Source organism: Spongiibacter sp. (assembly GCF_984394615.1).
In genome coordinates this window covers 53,342-76,455 of the sequence record NZ_CFHTQA010000013.1, presented here as the reverse complement: position 1 = coordinate 76,455, position 23,114 = coordinate 53,342, and the positions used below count along the sequence as shown (strand labels likewise).

The 23,114-nt window shown below is 56.8% G+C and carries 20 protein-coding genes; 10 read left to right on the top strand and 10 right to left on the bottom strand.

Annotated elements, in window-relative coordinates:
* The 7 genes from AC5DB9_RS07210 to AC5DB9_RS07180 all read left to right on the top strand — a co-directional run.
* Positions 1 to 246: pseudouridine synthase family protein (locus AC5DB9_RS07210; RefSeq protein WP_491732035.1), on the top strand; the 246-nt coding region annotated here is incomplete at its 5' end.
* 56 nt (positions 247 to 302) lie between these two features.
* Complete coding sequence (locus AC5DB9_RS07205; RefSeq protein ID WP_272993198.1) at positions 303 to 752, top strand: NUDIX hydrolase; 450 nt, start codon at positions 303 to 305, stop codon at positions 750 to 752.
* A complete protein-coding gene (gene mnmA / locus AC5DB9_RS07200; protein WP_272993201.1) occupies positions 749 to 1,873 on the top strand; it encodes a tRNA 2-thiouridine(34) synthase MnmA in 1,125 nt (374 codons plus the stop codon). The genes AC5DB9_RS07205 and mnmA overlap by 4 nt, the downstream gene beginning before the upstream one ends.
* Positions 1,873 to 2,517: a high frequency lysogenization protein HflD gene (gene hflD, locus AC5DB9_RS07195; RefSeq protein ID WP_272993204.1), complete on the top strand. Its 645-nt coding sequence runs from the start codon at positions 1,873 to 1,875 to the stop codon at positions 2,515 to 2,517. Before mnmA ends, hflD begins: the two co-directional genes overlap by 1 nt.
* Positions 2,518 to 2,588: 71 nt before the next feature.
* Entirely contained in the window at positions 2,589 to 3,953 is a 1,365-nt protein-coding gene (gene purB, locus AC5DB9_RS07190; RefSeq protein WP_272993207.1) for an adenylosuccinate lyase, read from the top strand.
* A gap of 3 nt (positions 3,954 to 3,956) precedes the next feature.
* Positions 3,957 to 5,075, top strand: coding sequence for a cupin domain-containing protein (locus tag AC5DB9_RS07185; protein WP_272993210.1), 1,119 nt, complete (start codon positions 3,957 to 3,959; stop codon positions 5,073 to 5,075).
* A complete protein-coding gene (locus AC5DB9_RS07180) occupies positions 5,056 to 5,952 on the top strand; it encodes a GNAT family N-acetyltransferase (protein WP_272993213.1) in 897 nt (298 codons plus the stop codon). Before AC5DB9_RS07185 ends, AC5DB9_RS07180 begins: the two co-directional genes overlap by 20 nt.
* A gap of 10 nt (positions 5,953 to 5,962) precedes the next feature.
* On the opposite strand, the gene AC5DB9_RS07175 is transcribed toward AC5DB9_RS07180, so the two are convergent.
* Together AC5DB9_RS07175 and ppsA are read right to left on the bottom strand one after the other, a co-directional pair.
* Positions 5,963 to 6,280 (bottom strand): Rieske (2Fe-2S) protein, encoded by a 318-nt coding sequence (locus AC5DB9_RS07175; protein WP_028968006.1) that lies wholly within the window; start codon positions 6,278 to 6,280, stop codon positions 5,963 to 5,965.
* Positions 6,281 to 6,419: 139 nt separating this feature from the next.
* Positions 6,420 to 8,792 carry a phosphoenolpyruvate synthase gene (ppsA, locus tag AC5DB9_RS07170; protein WP_272993216.1) on the bottom strand — a complete coding sequence of 791 codons (2,373 nt, stop codon included), beginning with the start codon at positions 8,790 to 8,792 and terminating at the stop codon, positions 6,420 to 6,422.
* Between the two features lie 130 nt (positions 8,793 to 8,922).
* Between ppsA and ppsR the strand changes: the two genes are divergently transcribed.
* Positions 8,923 to 9,738 (top strand): posphoenolpyruvate synthetase regulatory kinase/phosphorylase PpsR, encoded by an 816-nt coding sequence (gene ppsR / locus AC5DB9_RS07165; protein WP_022957140.1) that lies wholly within the window; start codon positions 8,923 to 8,925, stop codon positions 9,736 to 9,738.
* 2 nt (positions 9,739 to 9,740) lie between these two features.
* Positions 9,741 to 10,946, top strand: a complete 1,206-nt coding sequence (locus tag AC5DB9_RS07160; protein ID WP_022957139.1) for a patatin-like phospholipase family protein — start codon at positions 9,741 to 9,743, stop codon at positions 10,944 to 10,946.
* On the opposite strand, the gene AC5DB9_RS07155 is transcribed toward AC5DB9_RS07160, so the two are convergent.
* The 6 genes from AC5DB9_RS07155 to AC5DB9_RS07130 all read right to left on the bottom strand — a co-directional run bounded on the left by AC5DB9_RS07155 (position 10,911) and on the right by AC5DB9_RS07130 (position 19,760).
* Positions 10,911 to 11,369, bottom strand: a complete 459-nt coding sequence (locus tag AC5DB9_RS07155) for a YiiD C-terminal domain-containing protein (RefSeq protein WP_272993219.1) — start codon at positions 11,367 to 11,369, stop codon at positions 10,911 to 10,913. The two genes, AC5DB9_RS07160 and AC5DB9_RS07155, sit on opposite strands and share 36 nt — an antisense overlap.
* The gene (gene meaB / locus AC5DB9_RS07150) at positions 11,366 to 12,343 is read right to left on the bottom strand and encodes a methylmalonyl Co-A mutase-associated GTPase MeaB (protein ID WP_022957137.1); all 978 of its coding nucleotides are present in this window, start codon (positions 12,341 to 12,343) and stop codon (positions 11,366 to 11,368) included. The genes AC5DB9_RS07155 and meaB overlap by 4 nt, the downstream gene beginning before the upstream one ends.
* A 76-nt stretch (positions 12,344 to 12,419) precedes the next feature.
* Complete coding sequence (gene scpA / locus AC5DB9_RS07145) at positions 12,420 to 14,579, bottom strand: methylmalonyl-CoA mutase (protein WP_022957136.1); 2,160 nt, start codon at positions 14,577 to 14,579, stop codon at positions 12,420 to 12,422.
* A 65-nt stretch (positions 14,580 to 14,644) separates the two neighbouring features.
* Complete coding sequence (gene mce / locus AC5DB9_RS07140) at positions 14,645 to 15,061, bottom strand: methylmalonyl-CoA epimerase (protein ID WP_022957135.1); 417 nt, start codon at positions 15,059 to 15,061, stop codon at positions 14,645 to 14,647.
* Positions 15,062 to 15,114: 53 nt separating this feature from the next.
* Positions 15,115 to 17,961 (bottom strand): ATP-binding protein, encoded by a 2,847-nt coding sequence (locus tag AC5DB9_RS07135; RefSeq protein WP_272993226.1) that lies wholly within the window; start codon positions 17,959 to 17,961, stop codon positions 15,115 to 15,117.
* Between the two features lie 65 nt (positions 17,962 to 18,026).
* Positions 18,027 to 19,760, bottom strand: a complete 1,734-nt coding sequence (locus AC5DB9_RS07130) for an acyl-CoA carboxylase subunit beta (protein ID WP_022957133.1) — start codon at positions 19,758 to 19,760, stop codon at positions 18,027 to 18,029.
* A 333-nt stretch (positions 19,761 to 20,093) separates the two neighbouring features.
* On the opposite strand from AC5DB9_RS07130, the gene pabB reads away from it, so the two are divergent.
* Complete coding sequence (gene pabB, locus AC5DB9_RS07125; RefSeq protein ID WP_272993231.1) at positions 20,094 to 21,431, top strand: aminodeoxychorismate synthase component I; 1,338 nt, start codon at positions 20,094 to 20,096, stop codon at positions 21,429 to 21,431.
* Here pabB and thrH read toward each other — a convergent pair.
* Entirely contained in the window at positions 21,428 to 22,045 is a 618-nt protein-coding gene (thrH, locus tag AC5DB9_RS07120) for a bifunctional phosphoserine phosphatase/homoserine phosphotransferase ThrH (protein ID WP_022957131.1), read from the bottom strand. The two genes, pabB and thrH, sit on opposite strands and share 4 nt — an antisense overlap.
* Before the next feature lie 78 nt (positions 22,046 to 22,123).
* Positions 22,124 to 23,098: an HTH-type transcriptional regulator CysB gene (gene cysB / locus AC5DB9_RS07115; RefSeq protein WP_022957130.1), complete on the bottom strand. Its 975-nt coding sequence runs from the start codon at positions 23,096 to 23,098 to the stop codon at positions 22,124 to 22,126.
* Positions 23,099 to 23,114: the final 16 nt, after the last annotated feature.

Genomic DNA, 23,114 nt, shown 5'->3' with positions numbered 1-23,114 from the left:
AGCGAGGGACGAAATCGACAGGTCAGGCGGATGACCGCAGCGGTAGGCTTCCCAACATTACGTTTGGTCCGTGCTGCAATTGGCCCCTGGAGCGTTAGCGAATTGGCTCCGGGAGAGTATCGGCGATTGACGCTGAGTCGCGAGGAGCTCGCCAAGCGCTTCCCTGCCCCGCCGTCTTCTCCCATCTCGCGCCGCAGCCCTTCCAGACGACGCGGCAGCCTGCCTCCAAAACGTGGTCGCCGCTAAGGACGAGCTGGTATACTGCGGCGTTTTGATCGCCGACAAAACGTTAAGGTTTCAATATGGATTGGCAGGCCCGGGTAACCGTTGCATGCGTCATCGAGAACGATGGAAAATTCCTGATGGTCGAGGAAATCCGCGACGGTCGACGGGTGTTTAATCAACCGGCAGGACACCTTGAAGCGGGTGAATCGCTGATTGAGGCCGCTTTGCGGGAAACGCTCGAAGAAACCCAGTGGCGAGTTGAGCTGCAGGGCGTGGTTGGTTTGGGCCTGTATACCCCGGCGGGCAAGAATATGACCTATCACCGCACCACCTTCTTCGGTCGGCCTCAGGCGTTTTGCCCTGAAAGCCCGCTGGATGCCGATATCGATACCGTTCACTGGCTGACGCTGGAGCAAATCCGCGAGCGCCGCCCGCAACTTCGCAGCCCTATGGTGCTGGACTGCGTTGAACGCTACTTCGAGGGTCAGCGCTACCCACTCAGTATGATATACGGGAGCCCGCGATGAGCCCATCACAAGTACGCATTGCCGACAAAGCGATCGCCGATACGAAGGTGATCGTTGGCATGTCCGGCGGTGTGGACTCATCGGTGACAGCCCTCCTCCTGAAACAACAGGGCTATCAGGTTGAAGGCCTGTTCATGAAGAATTGGAACGAGGACGACGGTACGGAATACTGCACGGCAATGGATGACCTGGCCGATGCGGCGGCGGTTTGCCAGAAACTGGACATCTACCTCCATACCGCCAATTTTGCTCAGGAGTACTGGGACAATGTCTTCGAGCATTTTTTGGCCGAGTATAAAGCCGGTCGCACACCAAATCCGGATATTCTCTGCAACCGCGAAATCAAATTTAAGGCGTTTCTCGACTACGCTCTGGCGTTGGGCGCCGACGGCATCGCCACCGGGCATTACACCCGCCGCAGTGCCGATGTAGAAGATACACAGCTTCTCAAGGGGCTTGACCCGAATAAAGACCAGAGCTATTTCCTTCACGCGGTCTCTGCCGAGCAACTCAGCAAAACCCTGTTTCCGGTAGGCGAACTGGAGAAGCCTGCCGTCAGAGCACTGGCTGAGCAGCACGACCTGGTAACGCATGATAAAAAGGACAGTACCGGCATTTGCTTTATTGGCGAGCGGCGTTTCAAGGACTTTCTGCAGCAGTACCTTCCCGCGCAGCCCGGTCGTATCGAAAGCCTCGACGGTAAGGATATGGGGCAACACAGTGGCCTCATGTACCACACCATTGGCCAGCGACAGGGATTAGGTATCGGCGGCGTGAAAGATGCTGGCGACGAGCCCTGGTATGTTATCGACAAAGATCTGGAGAGAAATGTTCTGCTTGTGGCTCAGGGAAGTCAGCATCCCGGCTTATTCAAGAACTGCCTGACCTTGTCGGAAATCCACTGGATCAATCATCAAACGCCATCACTGCCGCTGCATTGCACGGCTAAAACTCGCTACCGACAAGTCGATCAGGAGTGTGAAATCCGCCCGACAGAAAGTGGCTATGAAGTGCTATTCGCAGAGCCCCAGCGCGCCATTACGCCGGGACAATCAGCCGTGTTTTATCTTGGAGACCAGTGCCTGGGCGGCGGAATTATTGAATCGGGGTACAATCGCTAATGCTGTTTTCCCTTACTCCACAGGCTGCACGTGAGCAGACCTTGGCGTTGGCGGCCATGCTCCAGGCCGTCACCTTGGTCGACCAGGTTGCCCGCAGCGGCCAGAGTGACCCGGCTGCCACCGAGGCTTCTCTCAATAGCCTGTTCGATTTTGACGGCGGCAACACCGAAAAGATTTTTGGCGGTACCCGCATGCTTGAATTGGGCATTCGCGCCCTGCGCGACTTGCTGAGTGGCAACGATTACGGTGAACGTCAGCGCATTACCCGCTATTGCATGGGCGTTTTTTTTCTGCAGAACAAGCTGCGAAAAGATAATGCTGCCGCGTCGATCATGCGCAGCCGCCTGGAACACGCCGCCAAAAAGCGTGAATTCAGCAGTGACGTCAGTGCAATCTCTGTCACCCTGGCCGATATCTATCAGGACACCCTGTCAAACTACCGCTTCCGCATTCAAGTGGCAGGCAATGCCCAGCAATTGCAAAATCCGGCGAATGCTGCGCGCATTCGCGCCCTGTTGCTGGCGGCCATTCGCGCCGCCTACCTGTGGCGACAGGCTGGAGGCAATCGTCTCAGCTTGCTGTTTAATCGAAATCGGCTTTTTACCGAAGCGCAGGCGCTGCTCAGCACTGAAATCCGCCCCTGAGCAGTGTATGATTCGCCCCGGTAAAACGCCCGCCCGCATCATTGAAAATTTATTTAGAAAGGTACCCGATAATGGAATTGTCAGCGCTCTCCGCTATTTCTCCGGTTGATGGCCGCTACGGCAGCAAAACCGCCTCACTGCGCCCGGTGTTCAGCGAGTTTGGCCTGATCAAAAGCCGTCTGGTCGTGGAACTGCGCTGGCTGGCTCAGTTGGCGGCCAATCCTGGTATCGATGAGGTGCCCGCCCTCTCCGCCCGCGCCAGTGCCGTACTGGACGAGATGATTGCCAATTTCGGTGAGGCCCAGGCTACCCGCGTCAAGGAAATTGAGGCCACCACGAACCACGACGTAAAGGCCATCGAGTACTTCATCAAAGAAAGCATTGCCGAGGACGACGAGCTCGCCGCAATTTCCGAGTTCGTGCACTTCGCCTGCACCTCAGAAGATATCAACAACCTGTCTCACGCACTGATGCTGCGCGAGGGGCGCGACGTTATTCTGAAGGATATCGATCAGATCATCGATACGCTGGCCGGACAGGCCCGTGAGTTTGCCGAGATTCCCATGCTGTCACGCACTCATGGCCAGACCGCCAGCCCCACCACCATGGGCAAGGAGCTGGCCAACGTCGTAGCTCGTCTACGCCGCCAGCGCGAAGCCATTGCCGCAGTTGAATTGCTGGGTAAAATCAATGGCGCCGTAGGCAATTACAATGCCCATCTCTCGGCCTATCCAGCAGTCGATTGGGAGGCCAATGCCAGCAGTTTTGTAGAGAGCCTGGGCCTGAATTGGAATCCCTACACCACGCAGATCGAACCCCATGACTATATTGCCGAGCTGTTCGATGCGCTGGCACGTTTTAACACCATCCTGATCGATCTGGACCGGGATATCTGGGGTTATATCTCGCTGGGTTACTTCAAGCAGCGCACCATTGCCGGTGAGGTGGGTTCCTCCACCATGCCGCACAAAGTGAACCCCATCGACTTTGAAAACTCCGAGGGCAACCTCGGTATTGCCAATGCCGTGCTCCAACATCTGGCCGCCAAACTGCCGATTTCCCGCTGGCAGCGCGACCTGACCGACTCCACCGTGCTGCGCAACATGGGCGTGGGAATGGCCTACAGCATGATCGCCTATCAGGCGACGCTGAAAGGATTGAGCAAGCTGCAAATTAATCCCGAGCGCCTTGCCGCCGACCTGGATGATGCCTGGGAAGTCCTCGCCGAACCCATCCAGACGGTGATGCGTCGCTACGGCGTGGAATCCCCTTACGAGAAGCTGAAAGCCCTGACTCGCGGACAGCGCATCACCCGCGAGGCGCTGGAAACTTTTGTGGAAACGCTGGAGATTCCCGCTGAAGCGAAAGCGGAGCTGCAGGCCCTCAGCCCTGCCACCTATATTGGCAATGCGATCGCGCAGGCCAAGCGGATCTGATTCGTGGCGCTGCAGGACTTCGACGCCCAGCAGTTTCTCGACAGTGACTGGCAGCGCCAGCCACGCCTGTTGCGCGCGGCCCTGCCCGCCTTTGTCTGCCCAGTCGATGGCGATGACCTTGCCGGGCTCGCCTGTGAAGCCGACGTCGATTCACGACTGATCCGACGCGATGGCGAGGACTGGCTGCTGCGGCATGGTCCACTGGATGAGTCAGACTTTGCGGAACTGCCGGCAAGCGACTGGACGCTGCTGGTACAGTCCGTCGATCACTGGATTCCGGAAGTCGCGGCTTTGCTCGAACACTTTCGATTTCTGCCGCGCTGGCGTATCGATGACATCATGATCAGCTATGCCAGTGATGGTGGCAGCGTGGGTCCACACTACGACAACTACGACGTCTTTCTGGTTCAGGGGCATGGCAAGCGGCGCTGGGACATCGGTCAACACTGCGATGACAACACACCGCTGCTCGGCCATCCTGAACTGCGACTGTTAAAACAGTTTGAGTGCCGTGAGAGCGTTTTGCTGGAACCCGGTGACATTCTCTACATCCCGCCGGGTGTCGCCCATTGGGGCCGCGCCGAGGGCGATGACTGCATCACGCTGTCGGTCGGTTTTCGCGCCCCCTCCCACGCTGAACTGATTTCTCAGTGGTCTATGGAGCGTGAATCGGCATTGAGCGAAGACCAGCGTTTTCGGGATGCAGCACTCCGCGCCGATGCCAATCCCGGCTGGATTCCTGAAGAGGTCGTCAGCCAGCTGCGGCAGGTGCTCAGTCAGGGGCTGGATGATGACCAAAGCCTCTCGCGCTGGTTCGGCCAGTTAATGAGCCATGTCGACAACGAGCAATTGTTCTCGAACCCGGCTCTGTCCTTTGTCGAATTTCAATCGCAGGAACAGCATTCCAAGCTATATTTGCGCCCCGGCGCCCGTCTCGCGCTCGACGCGCACTATCTGTTTGCCGACGGCTGTGCCTATTCTTATGACAGCGCTTACCGCGAGCAGATTGCCGCCTTTTGTGCTCAGCAAAACGATGACATTGTCACGACTCTAACACCTGAATTACGCTATAGCCTCTATCAGGCGGGTACGGTGTATTTCGATGACGATGTTGAAGATTGAGCCAGTCAGCTGGCAAGACGACGCCGAGATTCTTACCGCTATCCGTCACCGCGTTTTTGTCGACGAGCAGCATGTCCCTATCGAGCTGGAAATCGATGAGCATGACCCTCAGGCACAACACTGGCTGGCCTCACTGGGTGATACAGCGGTCGGCACGGTTCGGTTGCTTAGCGACGGATATATTGGCCGCATGGCAGTACTCGCCGATTATCGCGGCAAGCATATCGGCCAAGATATGCTGGACACCGTGATAGCCAGCGCGAAAGCCCAGCAATTCCCCCTGCTCCGTCTGGCCGCTCAGCAACACGCGATAGGCTTCTACCGCAAAGCCGGGTTCAAAATTTATGGCGAGCCCTTCATGGATGCGGGAATTCCCCACGTCAGCATGGAATTGCGGCTGGACACGGCTGCAAAAAGCACCCCTGAGCATCAAGACTTCTCCGCTCTGGCACTGGATATTTGTCAGCAGGCCCGGCGCCAAGTGCGCATATTCAGTCTCAGTCTGAATGAAGCAATTTACAGCGAAGACGCCTTGAGCGTGGCCCTGTCGGCGCTGGCAAGACGGCATCGAAACAGCGAAGTCCGCTTGCTCATCTGCGATGATCGACCGTTACGGGAAGTCCGCCACCCGCTGGTGGAACTGAGCCGTCGCCTCAGCGCGGTCGACATTCGGCTGGCGCGGGTAGAGTTACAACAAGAGCTGCGCGAGTATTTTCTGGTGGGCGATAACGGCCATTTTGCGGCCTACACCCGCCACAGCCAAAGTGGCCTGCGGAGTGGCGTTGACAGGCGCGCCGCGGCAAGGGAGTACATCGAACAGTTTGACCGGATCTGGCAGGTCTCACGGCCTTCGCCATGGTTGAAGCGCCTCTACTGAGCGCCAATATTCAACCATCAAGCATCACACCGATTTCATTGTCGCGGTAGACCAGCTCATAACAGCGTAAGTTGCGGCAAGGCTCTTCGCTGGCAAAGCGCAGCTGGCCATCACTGATGCCAAAGCGGTAGTGATGTTTCGGGCAGACCAGCTCATCACCCACCACATCTGAAGCGGTCAAGGGGTACTCTCTATGTGGGCAGCTACTCTCCACCGCGTAGCGTTGCCCATCAATCTGCAACAACATCAGCGAGTGATTGTCGATCTTGAACACTTCCCGATAGCCATCGAAAAGGTTGATCAGCTTTTCCAGAGAGTAGTAACGCATAGTGCCCTGCCACATGGGGTTTGCGGCATCTTACCTCAGTGACCGGGCCATACAAATAGTTATGCCCGGCACAAAAAAGCCCAAGCTGATAAACAGCCTGGGCCCAAGCGCGTTCTTGCAATGAGACCGGGTGGCTATATCAAGCGTTCAGTTTCTCCGCCAGGAACAGCCAGGTTTCGAGCACTGAGTCCGGGTTGAGCGATACGCTGTCGATGCCCTGCTCCATCAACCACTGGGCAAAGTCGGGATGATCCGACGGGCCCTGACCACAAATACCGATGTACTTGCCCTGCTCTTTACAGGCTTTAATCGCGCTGGACAGCAGTACCTTGACGGCGTCGTTGCGCTCGTCAAACAAGTGAGCGATCAAGCCGGAATCGCGATCCAGTCCCAGCGTGAGCTGAGTGAGGTCGTTGGAGCCAATCGAGAAACCGTCGAAGTGCTCAAGGAATTGCTCTGCCAGCAAGGCATTGGCAGGCAGTTCGCACATCATGATGATTTTCAGGCCGTTCTCGCCACGCTTCAGACCGTTCTCGGCGAGCAGTTCGATGACCTGTTTGGCCTCGCCCACGGTGCGCACAAAGGGCACCATGATCTCGACGTTTTGAAGATCCATCTCTTCACGGACTTTCTTCAGTGCGCGGCATTCCAGGTCGAAGCACTCACGGAAGGAATCAGAGATGTAGCGCGAGGCACCGCGGAAACCCAACATGGGGTTTTCTTCCGAGGGCTCGTAGAGGCTGCCGCCAATCAGGTGAGCATACTCGTTGGATTTGAAGTCGGACATGCGCACGATCACGCGCTCCGGGTAGAAGGCGCTGGCGATGCTGGAAATGCCTTCCACCAGCTTTTCCACGTAGAACTCAACTGGGTCCGCATAGCCTGCCACACGGCGCTTCACTGCCTGCTGAACATCGCGGGGCAGCGTGTCGTAATTGATCAGCGCTTTGGGGTGCACGCCGATCATACGGTTAATAATGAACTCCAGTCGCGCCAGACCGACACCCGCGTTCGGGTAGGACTGGAAGTCGAACGCGCGATCCGGGTTACCGACGTTCATCATGATTTTGAACGGCAGTTCGGGCATGCTGTCGAGCTGGTTGCGGCTGATATCAAAGTTCAGCTGCCCCGCATACACCATGCCGGTGTCGCCTTCGGCACAGGACACTGTCACGTCCTGACCAGAGGTGAGCCTCTCGGTAGCGTCGCCACAGCCGACAACCGCTGGAATACCCAGCTCACGGGCAATGATCGCCGCGTGGCAGGTGCGGCCACCCCGGTTGGTAACAATGGCTGAGGCGCGTTTCATGACCGGCTCCCAATCCGGGTCAGTCATGTCGGTCACCAGCACATCGCCTTTTTGTACCTGATCCATATCCGCGATACCGGCAATTACCCGTACCGGACCGGCACCGATGCGCTGACCAATAGAGCGCCCTTCACACAGCACTTCACCTTTCTCTTTGAGCAGGTAGCGCTCCATCATGTTGGCGGATTCGCGGCTCTTCACAGTTTCCGGGCGAGCCTGAACGATATACAACTTGCCGTCGTCGCCATCACGAGCCCACTCGATATCCATCGGGCGGCCGTAGTGCTTTTCGATAATCAGCGCCTGGCGCGCCAGCGACATCACTTCGTCATCGCTGATACAGAACTGATTGCGATCGGCTTCGGGCACCTCAACGGTTTCCACTGACTTACCGGCAGCGGCCTCGCTGCCGTAGACCATCTTGATCAGCTTGCTGCCCAGATTACGGCGCAGCACCGCTGGTCGGTCTTTAGCGAGAGTTGCCTTGTGCACATAGAATTCATCGGGGTTTACCGCGCCCTGCACCACCGTCTCACCCAGACCATAGCTGGCGGTGATGAATACCACACCGTCGAAGCCGGACTCGGTATCCATGGTGAACATGACACCTGCCGCGCCGGTCTCGGAGCGAACCATGCGCTGGATGCCAGCCGACAGTGCGACGTCGGCATGTTCAAAACCTTTGTGAACGCGATACGCGATAGCGCGATCGTTGTACAGCGAGGCAAACACCTCTTTGATCGCAATCATGATGTTGTCGAGACCGTTGATGTTCAGGAAGGTCTCTTGCTGCCCCGCAAACGAAGCATCCGGCAGATCTTCTGCGGTTGCCGAGGAGCGCACGGCGCAGGCCATGGCGGGATTGCCATCGATCATCTTGGCATAGGCTTCGCTGATCGCCTCGTTCAGCGGGCCGGGGAATGGGGTATCAACAATGGCCTGACGAATTTCTTTGCCGACTTCGGCCAGTTTTTTCACATCGTCGATATCCAGGCCCTTGAGCATGTCTTGGATACGCTGATTCAGACCACTCTGGTCGAGGAAGTCGCGATAGGCCTGCGCGGTCGTCGCGAAACCATCGGGCACAGACACCCCTGCATTGGAGAGCTGACTGATCATCTCACCGAGCGAAGCATTCTTGCCCCCTACCCGGTCGACATCGTTCATACCCAGGTCCCTGAACCAGATCACGTATTCAGCCATGCGGTCATTCTCCTTTGCAATGCGTTTGGCTTGCAGCTATAAGGGTGAAAATAGTGCGACGCCAGCATACTAAAACAGCTATTCTGGAAATTCCCGTCGAAAAACACCCTGCATTCGGTAAAAAAACTACATGAAGAGAACGGTTTTCTACATTTCAGACAGCACCGGCATTACTGCGGAAACCCTCGGCAGCAGCGTATTGACCCAATTTGAGCAGCTTGAGTTTGAACATATCGTCGTCCCGTACGTCGACTCTGTAGAAAAAGCGGCGTTAACTGTGGCTAAAATTGATCGCATCGCCGAGGAAACCGGCCATCAGCCCATTATTTTTGACACGCTGGTGAATCAAGACATCCGCGCGGTGATCGCCACCAGCAAGGGCTTTATTATCGACGTGCTGGACACCTTTCTGTCGCAACTGGAAACCGCCCTTGGCGAGAAGCCTTCTAGCACCGTGGGCCGCCTGCAAAACGCCGACCGAGATGCGCGCTACCAGACACGCATTGATGCCGTGAACTTCGCACTGGATAACGACGACGGTGCGCGCATCAATCGCTATGATCAGGCACAGGTCATTCTTATCGGCGTGTCGCGCAGCGGTAAAACGCCCACCTGTCTCTACCTCGCGCTGCAGGCGGGGGTCTTCGTGGCAAACTATCCTCTCACCGAAGAAGATCTGGAAGAGCGCCGCTTGCCCAAAGCCCTCGCTGAACATCGTCCACGATTGTTCGGGCTGACCATCGAACCCTCTCGACTCGCCGCGATCCGTGCCGAACGACGTCCAGACAGTCCCTACGCCAGCCTGAGACGCTGCGAAGACGAAGTCCGCGACGCCGAAGCACTGTTCCAGCGCTTTGGTATTCCCTACCTCAATACGACCCACGCCTCGGTGGAGGAAATTGCCACGCGAGTCTTGGTGGAAACCGGCCTGCGCGGACAGCGCTAGACATGAAAGACGGTGAAAGGCTCCTTCCCGCTCACGCGAATACCGGACTGATACTTCCCGGTGGCGGCGCCCGGGCAGCCTATCAGGTAGGTGTATTAAAGGCGGTTGCCGAACTGCACGGTCCGCGTCACGACAATCCGTTCAGTATTCTGTCCGGCACGTCTGCCGGAGCAATCAATGCCGTGTCGCTGGCGGCGGGCGCACACCATTTCTCCGGCACCGCACAGAAACTTGAATTGCTGTGGCGGGAATTAACCACTGATAAGATCTATCGCGCCGATATTATCGGCGTGATTCGCAATGCCCTGCGGCTGGGGCTCTCGCTGTTCAATTCAGGTATTGCGGTTGGCAAGCCGGTTGCCCTGCTGGACAACAGTCCATTGCGGGAACTGCTGGGGAAGCATATCCACTTCAACAACATCAGTCGCAATATTCTCAACGGTGATCTGGACGCCCTGTCGTTGACAGCGATGAACTACAGTCTGAACCTGTCTGAAACTTTTTTTCAGGGCGGCCCGGGCCACGCCGGATGGCAACGCTGGCGACGACAAGGACTGGCCACGCCGATTACCCTGCAGCACCTGATGGCTTCCGCCGCCATCCCCACGATTTTCCCTCCCGCCAAGGTAGGCCGCTACTACTACGGCGATGGAGCATTGCGTCAGCTCACCCCCATCAGCCCGGCCATCCATCTAGGCGCGCACCGGGTACTGGTGATTCCGCCAAGCGGGCATCGCCAGCACTACTCCGCCACACCCAAGCCGATTCAGTCTCCGGCCTTTGGGCAAATAATCGGGCAGTTGTTGAACAGTGCCTTTATCGACAGCATCGAGATTGATATCGAACGACTGGAGCGGATCAACGAGTTGCTGTCCCTGATCCCCGAGGAAAATACCGAGCTGATGGGTCGCAATTTGCTGCCCGTTCGCTGTTTGGTGATTAGCCCCAGCGAAGACATCGACAGTATTGCTGACGATCATGTAAAAGAGCTGCCCCGTTCTCTCCGGGCATTTTTGGGACGGACGGGCAGCAGCCGTGGCGGCAATGTGAATATCGCCAGCTACCTGCTGTTCACTCCGGAATTCTGCGGCAAGCTTATCGACCTGGGTTACCGGGACGGCATGGCTCAGCGCGAAGCGCTTAGTTGTTTCCTGTACAAGGAATCCGACGACTCATGCTTTGACACCGACAATGGCGTACAGCCCTGAGAATCGCGCCGCCACGGCATCGCCGATGCGCACCTCAGAGCTGAGCGCAATCTTGGCCCGTCCTCGCTCGGCAAAGTCCTCAAAAAACTGCGTCCAATCGGCCTCGTCGGTGGGCAGTGAGCTGGCGACAATATCGCCATCGACAGGCTTCATGTAATCAATCTCGCCTTTCGCAACGACGATATCAGGATCCAGCCCCTGCTCGACACAGCGCAGGTATACCATCCCCCAACACGCCATCACCGCGACTACGTAGATACTGCCGCCGAAAGCGGTGAGTTTGTCATTGATGCTGGGCCCCAGCGGCGCGGTCAGCGTCAGTGAGTGGCTGTCGTAATCAGCCACCGCCAACTGCATGTGCTGAGCCGTCGGCAGATGACGGGCGATGAACTCATCGAGTTTCCTGGCCACCGCCTTGCTCATGATGTCGGCGTTCCTTCGAAGAGCAGCTCGACAATGCGCTGTGCGGCGAGGAAAGGTGTGGTCTCGCCATCGGTCACCTTGCGGTTCAATTCCGGCAACAGGGCTTTGATGGCCGGGTTCTCCTTCAGCTTGATATCCAGCATTTCATGAAGCAGCTTATTCATCCACTCTTTGGCCTGACGGGCACGCTTCTCCGCCAATGCGCCGTTCTTGGTAGCGTCGACTTGATAGTCGCTGATCATGCCCCACACCGCTTGAATATTTTCATTGCGCAGCGCAGAACAGGTCATCACCTGAGGCGTCCAGAAACTGCTGTGGCGCAGCAGATGCAGTGCATTCTGGTAGTGGCGACGGGTTTGCGTGGCGAGGTTGATGCTCTCGCCATCGGCCTTGTTGATCACCAGTGCATCGGCCAATTCCATAATGCCTTTCTTAATGCCCTGCAGTTCATCACCGGCATTGGGCAGCATCAGCACCATGAAAAAGTCGACCATACTCGCGACTTCGTATTCCGACTGCCCGACCCCAACGGTTTCCACCAGAATGACGTCGTAACCGGCTGCCTCGCACAGCAGCATGGTTTCGCGTGTCTTCAGCGCCACACCGCCCAGCGAGCCTTCGGAGGGCGACGGCCGGATAAACGCATCATCGCTGCGCGACAGCATTTCCATGCGGGTTTTATCGCCGAGAATGGAGCCCCCGGCAATCGGTGAGCTGGGGTCGACAGCCAACACCGCCACGCGCTTACCCTGTGAAATCAGGTACTGGCCGAAGGATTCAATAAAAGTCGATTTTCCGACCCCGGGGATACCGGTAATGCCGATACGGATACTGTTGCCGGTATTGGACAACACCGCCTCGAGCAGCTCTTGCGCCTGCGCGCGGTGATCGAGCTTTTTACTTTCAACCAGGGTAATCGCCTTCGCTAAGGCCCGGCGGTTACCCTGTTTGAGCGCTTCTACATCAATATTCATTGCAAATACCCATGCGAAAACGGGAGGCAACAGTGCCCCGCAGGACACCGCGCCTCCCGTTTCACGCCGTTGCGGATCAGCCCTGGTAGGCGTCGTTAATGGCGTTCAGCACTTCACGTGCCGCCAGCGGGATTTTGGTGCCGGGGCCAAAAATGCCCTTCACACCCGCTTTGTACAGGAAATCGTAATCCGGGCGCGGAATGACGCCACCCGCGACAACGATGATGTCGTCGGCACCGACTTTCTTCAGCTCTTCAATCAGCTGAGGCACCAGCGTTTTATGACCGGCGGCCTGTGAAGAAACGCCCACGACGTGTACATCGTTCTCGACCGCCTGTTTGGCCACTTCTTCCGGCGTGGAGAACATCGGCGACAAGTCGATATCAAAGCCCACGTCAGCGAATGCCGTTGCAATAACTTTGGCACCGCGGTCGTGTCCGTCCTGCCCCATTTTGCAGACCAGCATACGGGGACGGCGGCCATGTTTTTCAACGAAGCCTTCAATATCTGACGAAATGCCCTGCCAGTTTTCGTCGTCCTGATAGGCGCTGCCATACACACCTGACACGGTTTGCGCCTGAGCGTTAAAACGACCGAATTCACGTTCCATAGCGAAAGAAATCTCCCCAACGGTAGCGCGTACGCGGGTGGCTTTCACACACAGATCCAGCAGGTTGCCTTCACCGCTGACAGCACACTGATAAATCGCTTCCAGTGCGTCTTCGACCGCTTTCTCATCTCGCGCGTCGCGGATTCGTCCCAGTGCCGCAACTTGCGATTGACGAACCTTCTCGTTATCGATATCCAGCACTTCGACATCGTCTTCTTCATCCAGGGTGTACTTGTTCACCCCGACGATGACGTCTTCACCACGGTCGATACGGGCCTGCTTGCGCGCCGCCGATTCTTCGATACGCAGTTTCGGCATGCCGGTTTCAATGGCCTTGGCCATACCGCCTTTCTCTTCAACCTCGGCAATCAGTTCGCGGGCTTTATCGGCGATCTCTTTGGTGAGGGATTCCATCATATAGGAACCGCCCCAGGGATCAGCTACCTTGGTGATACCGCTTTCTTCCTGAATGATCAGCTGGGTGTTGCGGGCAATGCGCGAAGAAAACTGCGTGGGCAGTGCGATCGCTTCATCCAGTGCATTGGTGTGCAGCGACTGGGTGCCGCCGAAGACCGCCGCCATCGCTTCGATGGTGGTCCGCACAATGTTGTTGTACGGATCTTGTTCGGTCAGCGACCAGCCAGAGGTCTGGCTGTGGGTACGCAGCATTTTCGAGCGCGGATTCTTGGGCTCAAACTCGGAAACAATCTCAGCCCACAGCAGACGTGCCGCGCGCATCTTGGCGATTTCCATGTAGAAGTTCATGCCAATGCCCCAGAAGAACGACAGGCGACCGGCAAATTTGTCGATATCCAGCCCCGCAGCAATTGCAGTGCGGATGTACTCCTTACCGTCGGCCAGCGTGTAGGCCAGTTCCAGCGCGGCATCAGCGCCCGCTTCCTGGATGTGGTAACCGGAGATCGAGATGGTATTGAACTTGGGCATATGCTCTGAGGCATAAGCGATGATGTCACCGATGATTTTCATCGACGGTGCTGGTGGGTAAATATAGGTGTTACGCACCATGAATTCTTTGAGGATATCGTTCTGGATGGTGCCCGAGAGCTGGTCCTGGCTGACGCCCTGCTCTTCGGCTGCGACGATGTAACCCGCCAGTACCGGTAGTACCGCGCCGTTCATCGTCATCGAGACCGAGACTTTATCCAGCGGAATGCCGTCGAACAGCACCTTCATGTCTTCGACAGAATCGATGGCAACACCGGCTTTACCCACATCGCCAGTGACTCGGGGATGATCCGAGTCATAGCCGCGGTGAGTCGCCAGATCGAAGGCCACCGAAACCCCCTGACCGCCTGCCGCAAGGGCTTTACGGTAGAAGGCGTTGGACTCTTCTGCAGTAGAGAAACCAGCGTACTGGCGGATAGTCCAGGGGCGACCGGCATACATGGTCGGCTGGGGACCGCGGATAAAGGGCTCGAGACCGGGGAAAGTATTGGTGTAAGGCAGGTCGCGGGTATCTTCAGCGGAGTACAGCGGCTTAACGTCGATACCTTCCGGCGTGTGCCATGTCAGGTCATCGAGGGTTTTGTTGCTGCGTTCCAGGGATTTGTTGGCAAGGCTATGCCATTCGTCCAGCGAAACTTCAGGGGCTTTGTAATCGGCCATATTCGTGGTCCTGTCGATAGTCGTGTGCACCCTGCCACTTCTGAGAGCAGCCGGGGCGCAGATAATTAGTGGTGGTGATCGTCGGAGGGCTGGTTGAGCTCAATCAGCACGCCGTCGCAGGATTTGGGATGAATAAAAATAACCTGGCAGCCATGAGCACCGGGCGACGGTGCATCAGACAGGAACTGATAGCCTTTTTCTTTCAGGCGCGCGACATCGGCTTCAATGTCATCGGTGCGAAAGCACAGGTGGTGAATGCCGCCCGGCTTTTTCTCGAGGTATTTGGCAATTGGCCCTTCGCCGTTAAGCGGATGAACCAGCTCGATGCTGGTGGGGGGCAGTGGGAAGAACGCGGTAGACGTTTTCGCACTTTCAACGTCCTCGGTGCCTTCAAACGTCAGGCCGAAATCTTCCATGAAGCGCTTGATCGCCTTTTCCAAGTCAGGAACGGCAATTGCGATATGGTCCAGTGCAGTGATCATGATGTCTCCCTCTAAGAGATAGCGGCGCCACCGGGGCGCCGCGAGGACAAGTCTTAACCGGCGATTCCAGCCAGGAACCCATCGGTGCTGGCGCGGCGCGCGGCAGCAATCTGTTCAGGTGTCTCAACCTCGATTTTCTCATCGGGGTTCACTTTGAACAGCGGCTGACCTTTCTTGATGATGACGCCATCACCATCAATCAGCACTTTCTCGATGGTGCCGGCAAACGGCGCAACCACTTTGTTGAACATCTTCATGACTTCAACGATGTACAGGGTATCACCTGCTTCGAAGTGGTCGCCTTCATTGACAAAGACATCCATGCCCGGCGCTTCACGCGGATAGAACATACCGCCACTGGCGGCCAGAATCTCGTCCGACTTCGCAACCGGCGGTGGTACCAGTACCTTCGCCATGCGCTTCTGGAGGCTTTCCTCGGTGAGACGCTCGGGAATTTCGATGCTCAAATCAGGCTGCACAGCCAGCTCGAAGAAGCCCGTGCTGCTTGCGATATGCGCCAGTACTGCCAGCAGCTCGGTACCTGCCATATAACCGGCGTGCGCACTGCGTACTGCGGCCCATTCGTCACCACTGAAGCCGGCCGGCGCAGCGTCGCTGCCCAGCGCCTTCTGGATGGCAGTGAAATCTGCCGTACCCAGTTTTTCTTCCAGCGACTTGTAGAAGCCAACGGCAGCGTCAAGGATGTCGTGATCGTGATCCCAGATCATGTAACGCGCAGGCTTGCCGACTTCGAAGTCCATGTTCAGGTAGTGGTACAGGCGATCCAGCAGCAGAATCGGGTTTTCCAGCCACTCGATGCTGCCGTCTTTAATCACCAGCGCCTTCTTGTTGATGCTCAGCCAGCCAGACATGTAGTGCGGCTCTGCGAACAGGCGCTCCAGCGGACGGGTGAACAGCAGTTTTTTGGCGTCCAGTACCGCGGCCCACTCGGCAGCCTGCTCGGCATTGGCTTCCAGGTAGCGTTGGCGAATCTGACCGTAGGCGTAGTCCAGATCCAGTTGGTTAGCCTGCTCTTTCAGCAAGCCCACCGCCGTCAGGTAAGGCACGATAAAACGCGTGCTCGGGCGCGCGTTGATGCCGTTACCAATAAACCAGTGAACCAGGCCGTAATGGAATTCCAGGTTGGTTGCGAGGTCTTTACCACGCAGCTCAGTGCGACGCAGGATCTCTGCCATGCGATTATAGCTGTCGAGGCGGGTTTCACCGGTCGTCAGCAACAGCGCGATATTCGAGTCGTAGGCCCCAGCCAGATGGTACTTCATGAACACATCGGTATCGGGGTTGTGAGTCGAAATACCTTGGTCGTCACGAATTTCGCCGGGAATGGCGTTGGACCAGTTTTCGATAATGCCGCCCGCGTGAGGCTGCAGCGCCTGGTTGGTGGCGTTCATCCGCGCTTCAACAGAGGTCTTCTCGCGAACAATGCGCTCGGGCTTGGGCAGGCGTTTGCCGTGACGGGCCAGCAGGGCCATCACTTCTACCAGACTTTCAGCGATGAAGAAGTCGGCGGGATTGTCCGGGTTGGTGAACTTCAGCTTGTAGCAGAGCTCGGTAACGCGGTGCTCCACCTGGATACGCGTATTCATTTCCATGAAGTAATGCGCTTCACCGTCAACGATACACTCGAAGGTGCCGACGGAATCCAGTTTTACCGCCTGACCGAAGACCGCGCCCTCTTCTTCCATGCGCTGCAGAATGACCAGGTCTTTCTTCAGCTGACCGGCTTCATCCGTCTTGCCCGCGTCTTCAGCCACCGTGATCGCGGCTTTCAGCTCTTCCTCGGTCACGGACACTTCCAACAGCTTCTGCTCGTGCATTTGCAGTGAGCAGTCACGGCCGCCCATGGTCATGCACCACTCGCCGTTACCCACCACCTGAATTTCCTGGTGACGCGTAGTGTCGATATTCATCTCGATGAGGACGTTTTTGTTATCGCCCACACCATTGGTTTTCAGCTCGATCAGACATTCCAGTACCAGCGAAGGCACTTTGGCAGCGGCTTTCTCAACTTTCTCTTCCAGCGTCGCGCCGTCGTAGGAGTTGGCGGACTGCAGAATACGCTGGCCTTTACCACCGCCACCAGCGATCGCTTTCAGGCGGAAGCGGTTATTGGGCTTTTCAGCCAGCATGCGCTTGGCTTCAACTTGCAGTGCAGCGCCGATATCAGCGGCATCGATAATGTCGATGCCTGCATCATAAGAGGCGGCCAACAGTGCCAGCGCTTTCTCTTCGTCGTCTTTGCAGGCCGCAAAGTCCACGTCGAGATTATTGTCTTTGGCACACTTGTCCAGACCGTCTTTGCCGTATTTGGCAAACAGCGCCAGGCTGGTGGCATTGTTCACACCGGGGGTTACCGACACGCCGGTTTCCAGTGCAGTGCGCTTGGCCTGGTCTTTCATGCCAGCGGCTTTCTGGGTGAAGGAACAGGGGCCGATAAAGTTCAGACCGGCCTCTTCCATCGACTCCACCATCTCGGCGTCTTCCGACATGAAACCGTAGCCGGCGAAGATGGCGTTATAGCCATTGTCGTGGGCAATGCGAATGATCTGCTGAATACGCTTTTGACGTTCTTCCTTGGTTGCGCCTGTGTAGTCCGGCACGCGGTGAACGCGGTTCGGATCTGTCAGGGTGCGCAACTCGGGCGCGAGCGCATTCGTGTAAGTGATAGAGTCTTTCTCAGACAGCAGAATGCCGTAGCTGTTGATACCCATTTCGTCGAAGGCATCCATCGCCTCTTTACGGATGGGGCCACGACAAATAATTAGGGGTTTCAAGTCCTTACAGGAAAAACTTCTCACCCACTCTGAAGATGATTTATCAAGCTGACGATCTTTGTGAATCAGCGGATTGTTCAGGTAGTAATTGTTGCTCGTTTGCACGTTGATAACCTCGTAAGCGAATCGTCTGTATGTTGTTGTCGAGCGTTTTATCAGTGGTTCACCACTTAGTGGAATTCACGCTGCACGCCACTCATCGGCGCAGGCTGGTAGCCTTTCAGGTGCAATTCCAGTTGCTCGCCCAGGACTTTTCGCAGGTCCGAGGGCATGACGATCTGGGAGATAGAGCCCAGGCTCAATGCTTCGTTGGGGTTCATCAGTTCGCGTTCATAGCGTTGTGTCAGCAGCGCTTCTTCCTGCTTCTGCCACTCGGCAACCGCGGTTTGCGCCGCTGCGCTCGCGTCGGCTTCGCTCATGCCCGCAGCAATGTTCTGCTGTGTAGCCTCGGCGATGCGCGATTTGATTGAGCCGCGAATCTTGCGAACTTCGTCTTTATACACATACTCCACCCCGGCCGGGCCCATTACCGCCAGGCGGGTGGTCGGCAGTGCGCAGACAAAATCGGCGCCTGTGGGGTAGTTATTAAAGGAGGCGTAAGCGCCACCGAAGGCGTTGCGCACAATCACCAGGAAGCGCGGTGTGCGCAGATCGATGATGGCGTCCAGCATGGCGCGACCCGCTTGCACAATACCCCCGGTTTCCTGATCGCGACCGGGCAGGAAGCCGGTGGTGTCTTCCATGAAGATCACCGGAATATTGTAGATGTTGCAGAAACGGATAAAGCGAGCGTTCTTGTAGGCGGCGTCAATATCAATCTGGCCTGAGGAAACGGCTGAGTTGTTGGCAACAAAGCCCACCACGTTGCCGCCGATACGACCCAGTGCACAGATGGTGTTACGCGCACGCTCAGGCTGGATCTCAAAATAGTCACCGTGATCACACATCTGCTGAATGATGATGCTGATGTCGAACGGCGTGTTAAAGCCGGTGGGGCTGTTGAAGGCCTTCTTCAGCAGCAGGTCAACGTCCCAGGTACGGCGAGTCAGCGGATCTGAGGTCGGCTGGAACGGCGGTTTGGACGCTGAGTTATCGGGCAGATAGTTCAGCAGCTCTTTGACCTTGCGCAGCGCCGCCACTTCATCGGGCACCACGAAATCGGTGACGCCAGACTGGCTGTGAACGCTGGGGCCACCCAGTTCGTCAGCCGTCACGTCTTCACCCAGCACGGACTTAACAACACCGGGTCCGGTCAGACCGAAGAACGTGTCGTTGGGCTGAATAACAAAAGAGCCCTGACGCGGCAGGTAAGCACCACCACCGGCGTTGTAGCCGAACATGCACATAATCGACGGCACCACGCCGTTGATTTTACGCAGTGCAGTAAAGGCCTCGGCGTAGCCATCAAGGCCGCCCACACCCGCAGGGATGTAAGCACCGGCAGAATCGTTCATACCAACCAGGGGAATACCCAGTTTGCCAGCCAACTGGAACAGGTTGGCGAGTTTGGTGCCATTGGTCGCGTCCATGGAGCCCGCGCGAACCGTGAAATCATGGCCATACATGGCCACATCGCGGCCGTTGACTTTGACGATGGCGGTCACCAGTGACGCACCGTCCAAATTCTTGCCCCAGTTCTGATACAGCACCTTGGGCTCGGTACCCGCATCGGCCAGCACCTGAATACGCTCCCAGATGGTCATGCGTTTCTTTTCGTGCTGTTTTTGTACCGCTTTGATACCGGCAGCTTTCAGGGGGCGTTGCTGAAGATCATGACCCGCTTGAAGCGCAGCTTCATAGAGGCCAGGTTCGTAATCAATTTGTCCCGGCACGGTAAATTCGAGTTCGGCTTTTAGCGCGAATGGATTTTCCAGTGAGGGCGTCAAATGCTCTTTTTTGCTCATGCCTGTCAGTCCCAAATGTCATTTTTTGTTTCCGAGACCCACATGCAGACTGAAGCTGTCCTCAGCACTGGCCGTAACCAGACTGTTCGGAGTAAGCCAGAAGGCATGTAAGCGACGGATGATTGAGAAGCCTTGCCGTTCTGTATGTGTTGCATTGACGGCTTGAAAGCTTTCTCAAAGCGGCGGCTAACCTTACTTTAGGGCGCTGCGGCTGTCAATCTGAAGGGGTGACCATATCGATCACTTGGAATGACCAAAATACTAGATTTTTCATAGGCCTAGCGCGTACAATCGCCCCCCTGTCAAAGCCCTTCAGGGAGCTTTTCCAACGCCATGTCCGGCCTTTGCCGCAGCCCGCTGCCCTACTTCCATGACAGCAGTCATTATCTCACCTGGCTGACGGAGGCCCCCTGCCCCCTATTGCTGGATTCCGGCAAACCCGACAGTGAGCGCGGACGCTACAGCCTGATTTGTGCAGACCCGGCTCAGTGCTTTGCCTTCACGCCTGACGACGCAACGCCGGTGGCCACACAAATCGACAGGCAACGGCAGGCCATAGAGGCCGCGATCACCGACTTTGAACATGACCCCGAGCTACCCTTCTGTGGCGGCGCCATCGGTTATATCAGCTACGAGCTGGGGGAGCAGCATCTGCTCGCGCGGAAGACTGGCGACACACTGCCCAGCTGGTTTACCGGCATTTATGACTGGGTCATCGTTGTCGATCATCAACATCAGAAATGTGAACTCGTCGTGCAAGCCGGCAGCCGCAGTGCCTGGCCCGACCGCCTCCGCAACGGGAGTTGCTCTGACAATAAACTCCCCAGTTTCGCGCTGACCGAGCCGTTTGCCAGCTCACTGGACTGGCCCGCCTATCTCGAGGCTTTCAATGCGGTACAGGACTACATTCGGGCGGGTGATTGTTACCAGATCAACCTCACCCGGCAGTTCAATGCCCGTTATCAGGGATCACCACTGGGCGCGTATCGCCAGTTACGCAACACTGCCGCCGCGCCGTTCTCGGCCTACTGGGATTTCGGCGCCGGGCAATTGCTGTCCCTCTCACCCGAACGCTTCATCTGCGCGGAAGACGGGCGACTTCACACCCAGCCTATTAAGGGAACAGCCCGGCGTTCTGACAATACGCGGGAAGATCGACAACTGGCTGACGCGCTTCAGAGCAGTGAAAAGAACCGGGCTGAAAACGTGATGATTGTCGACCTGCTGCGCAATGACCTCGGGCGTAACTGTATCGCAGGCAGCGTGAACGTTGACGCACTCCTTGAGCTGCAGAGCTTCCGCACCGTTCACCACTTGGTCAGCACCATTTCCGGCGAGCTAATGCCCTCGCGCAGCCCCTTGCAGGCCCTGCTGGACTGTTTTCCCGGCGGCTCAATCACCGGTGCTCCCAAACGCCGGGCGATGGAGATTATCGCGGAACTGGAGCCCAGCCGACGCTCGCTGTACTGCGGAAGCCTGTTTTATTTGGGCAGTGATGGGCGCATGGACAGCAATATTCTGATTCGCAGTTTTGTCTGCCAAAACGGTGAAATACGCGGCTGGGCCGGTGGCGGGATCGTGGCGGACTCAGTCGCCGATGAGGAGTTTCGTGAAACAGAGGAGAAACTCGGCAAGCTGATGACAACGCTTGCCGAGTCGGTCTCGGATTAGAGACTGAGGTTGCGATTGGAGGCCTTGATGAACTCCAGTTTCAGTGCCTCGTAATCGTGAACCGCAGGGAATTGCGGAAATTCCTCGATCACATTGCTGGGAGCCTTGAACAGAATACCGGCGTCGGCTTCGGCCAGCATTGTCGTGTCATTGTAGGAATCCCCCGCCGCAATGATGCGGTAGTACAGGGTTTTCAGAGCCAGTACCGATTGGCGCTTGGGGTTTACCTGGCGGATTTTGTAATCCACCACCTTGCCCAGATTATCGGTTTCCAACTTGTGGCACAGCAGCGTTGGCCAGCCCAGTTGCGCCATCAGCGGCGCAGCAAATTCGTAGAAGGTGTCGGAAAGAATCACCACCTGGAAACGCGCGCGCAGCCAGTCTAGAAACTCCCGCGCTCCGTCCATCGGCCGCATGTCGGCAATCACTTCCTGAATATCTGGCAGGCCCAGTCCGTTCTCGTCGAGCAGACGCAGGCGCTGCTGCATGAGCACATCGTAGTCCGGAATGTCGCGAGTGGTGGCCTTCAAGGCTTCAATTCCGGTGCGTTCGGCAAAGTCGATCCAGATTTCCGGAATCAGTACACCTTCAAGGTCAAGGCATGCGATTTCCACGGCTACAGTCTCCTAAGGTCAAAAAAGGCGGTCAATCTAACGGCTCAGCGGGGATAAAGCAATTGCGGGGCCAGGGTATCAGTAGGTCGGCAGTTCGATCGGCGCAAACAATTCGTCCAGCTCCTGTTTGCTGTGGCACTGATAAGCCTGATCGACGAGCTCTCTCGTCAGGTGTGGCGCGAACAACTCAACGAAGTCATACATGAACTTGCGCATATACGTCCCGCGCCGGAAGCCGACCTTGGTCACGCTCGGTTCAAATAAATGGCTGGCGTCCAGTGCGACCAGATCGCTGTCGGCAACCGGGTCGTAAGCCATCTGAGCCACGATGCCAATCCCAAGGCCCAGCCGCACATAGGTTTTAATGACATCGGCATCGGTTGCGGTAAACACCACCTTGGGCTCGAGACCACGCTCACTGAATGCCTCGTCGAGTTTCGAGCGCCCGGTAAAACCAAACACATACGTGACGATGGGATGCGCGGCCACATCTTCCACACTCAGACGGGAAACCGCCGCCAGCGGATGGTCCCGCGGCACCAGAATGGTCCGGTTCCAGCGATAACAGGGCATCATTATCAGGTCAGAAAACAGCTCCAGCGCTTCGGTGGCGATAGCAAAATCCACCCCGAAGTTCGCCGCCAGCTCGGAGATCTGCATGGGCGTACCCTGATGCATGTGCAGCGACACATCCGGATAGCGTTCGATAAATGCTTTGATAACCGGCGGCAAGGCGTAACGCGCCTGGGTATGCGTGGTCGCAATGGACAGGCTGCCTTTGCTGGGATTGCGAAATTCCTGGGCAATACTCTTAATGCCCTCGGCCTTGTGGAGGATTTCCCCGGCCTCCTTGAGTATTGCCTCCCCGGCGGGAGTAATCCGCGTCAGGTGTTTGCCATTGCGGGCAAAGATCTCCACCCCCAACTCGTCTTCGAGCATGCGAATCTGCTTACTGATACCGGGTTGCGAGGTAAACAGGCTCTGTGCAGTTGCCGAGACGTTCATATCGTGGTGGGCGACTTCCCAGATATACCGCAACTGCTGCAATTTCATTGTTATTGGCTCCAGT

Coding starts and splice junctions, on each gene's coding strand:
- AC5DB9_RS07205 (WP_272993198.1), top strand. CDS start 303: ATGGATTGGCAGGCCCGGGTAACCGTTGCATGCGTCATCGAGAACGAT.
- mnmA (WP_272993201.1), top strand. CDS start 749: ATGAGCCCATCACAAGTACGCATTGCCGACAAAGCGATCGCCGATACG.
- hflD (WP_272993204.1), top strand. CDS start 1,873: ATGCTGTTTTCCCTTACTCCACAGGCTGCACGTGAGCAGACCTTGGCG.
- purB (WP_272993207.1), top strand. CDS start 2,589: ATGGAATTGTCAGCGCTCTCCGCTATTTCTCCGGTTGATGGCCGCTAC.
- AC5DB9_RS07180 (WP_272993213.1), top strand. CDS start 5,056: ATGACGATGTTGAAGATTGAGCCAGTCAGCTGGCAAGACGACGCCGAG.
- AC5DB9_RS07175 (WP_028968006.1), bottom strand. CDS start 6,280: ATGCGTTACTACTCTCTGGAAAAGCTGATCAACCTTTTCGATGGCTAT.
- ppsA (WP_272993216.1), bottom strand. CDS start 8,792: ATGGCTGAATACGTGATCTGGTTCAGGGACCTGGGTATGAACGATGTC.
- ppsR (WP_022957140.1), top strand. CDS start 8,923: ATGAAGAGAACGGTTTTCTACATTTCAGACAGCACCGGCATTACTGCG.
- AC5DB9_RS07160 (WP_022957139.1), top strand. CDS start 9,741: ATGAAAGACGGTGAAAGGCTCCTTCCCGCTCACGCGAATACCGGACTG.
- AC5DB9_RS07155 (WP_272993219.1), bottom strand. CDS start 11,369: ATGAGCAAGGCGGTGGCCAGGAAACTCGATGAGTTCATCGCCCGTCAT.
- meaB (WP_022957137.1), bottom strand. CDS start 12,343: ATGAATATTGATGTAGAAGCGCTCAAACAGGGTAACCGCCGGGCCTTA.
- scpA (WP_022957136.1), bottom strand. CDS start 14,579: ATGGCCGATTACAAAGCCCCTGAAGTTTCGCTGGACGAATGGCATAGC.
- mce (WP_022957135.1), bottom strand. CDS start 15,061: ATGATCACTGCACTGGACCATATCGCAATTGCCGTTCCTGACTTGGAA.
- AC5DB9_RS07130 (WP_022957133.1), bottom strand. CDS start 19,760: ATGAGCAAAAAAGAGCATTTGACGCCCTCACTGGAAAATCCATTCGCG.
- pabB (WP_272993231.1), top strand. CDS start 20,094: ATGTCCGGCCTTTGCCGCAGCCCGCTGCCCTACTTCCATGACAGCAGT.
- cysB (WP_022957130.1), bottom strand. CDS start 23,098: ATGAAATTGCAGCAGTTGCGGTATATCTGGGAAGTCGCCCACCACGAT.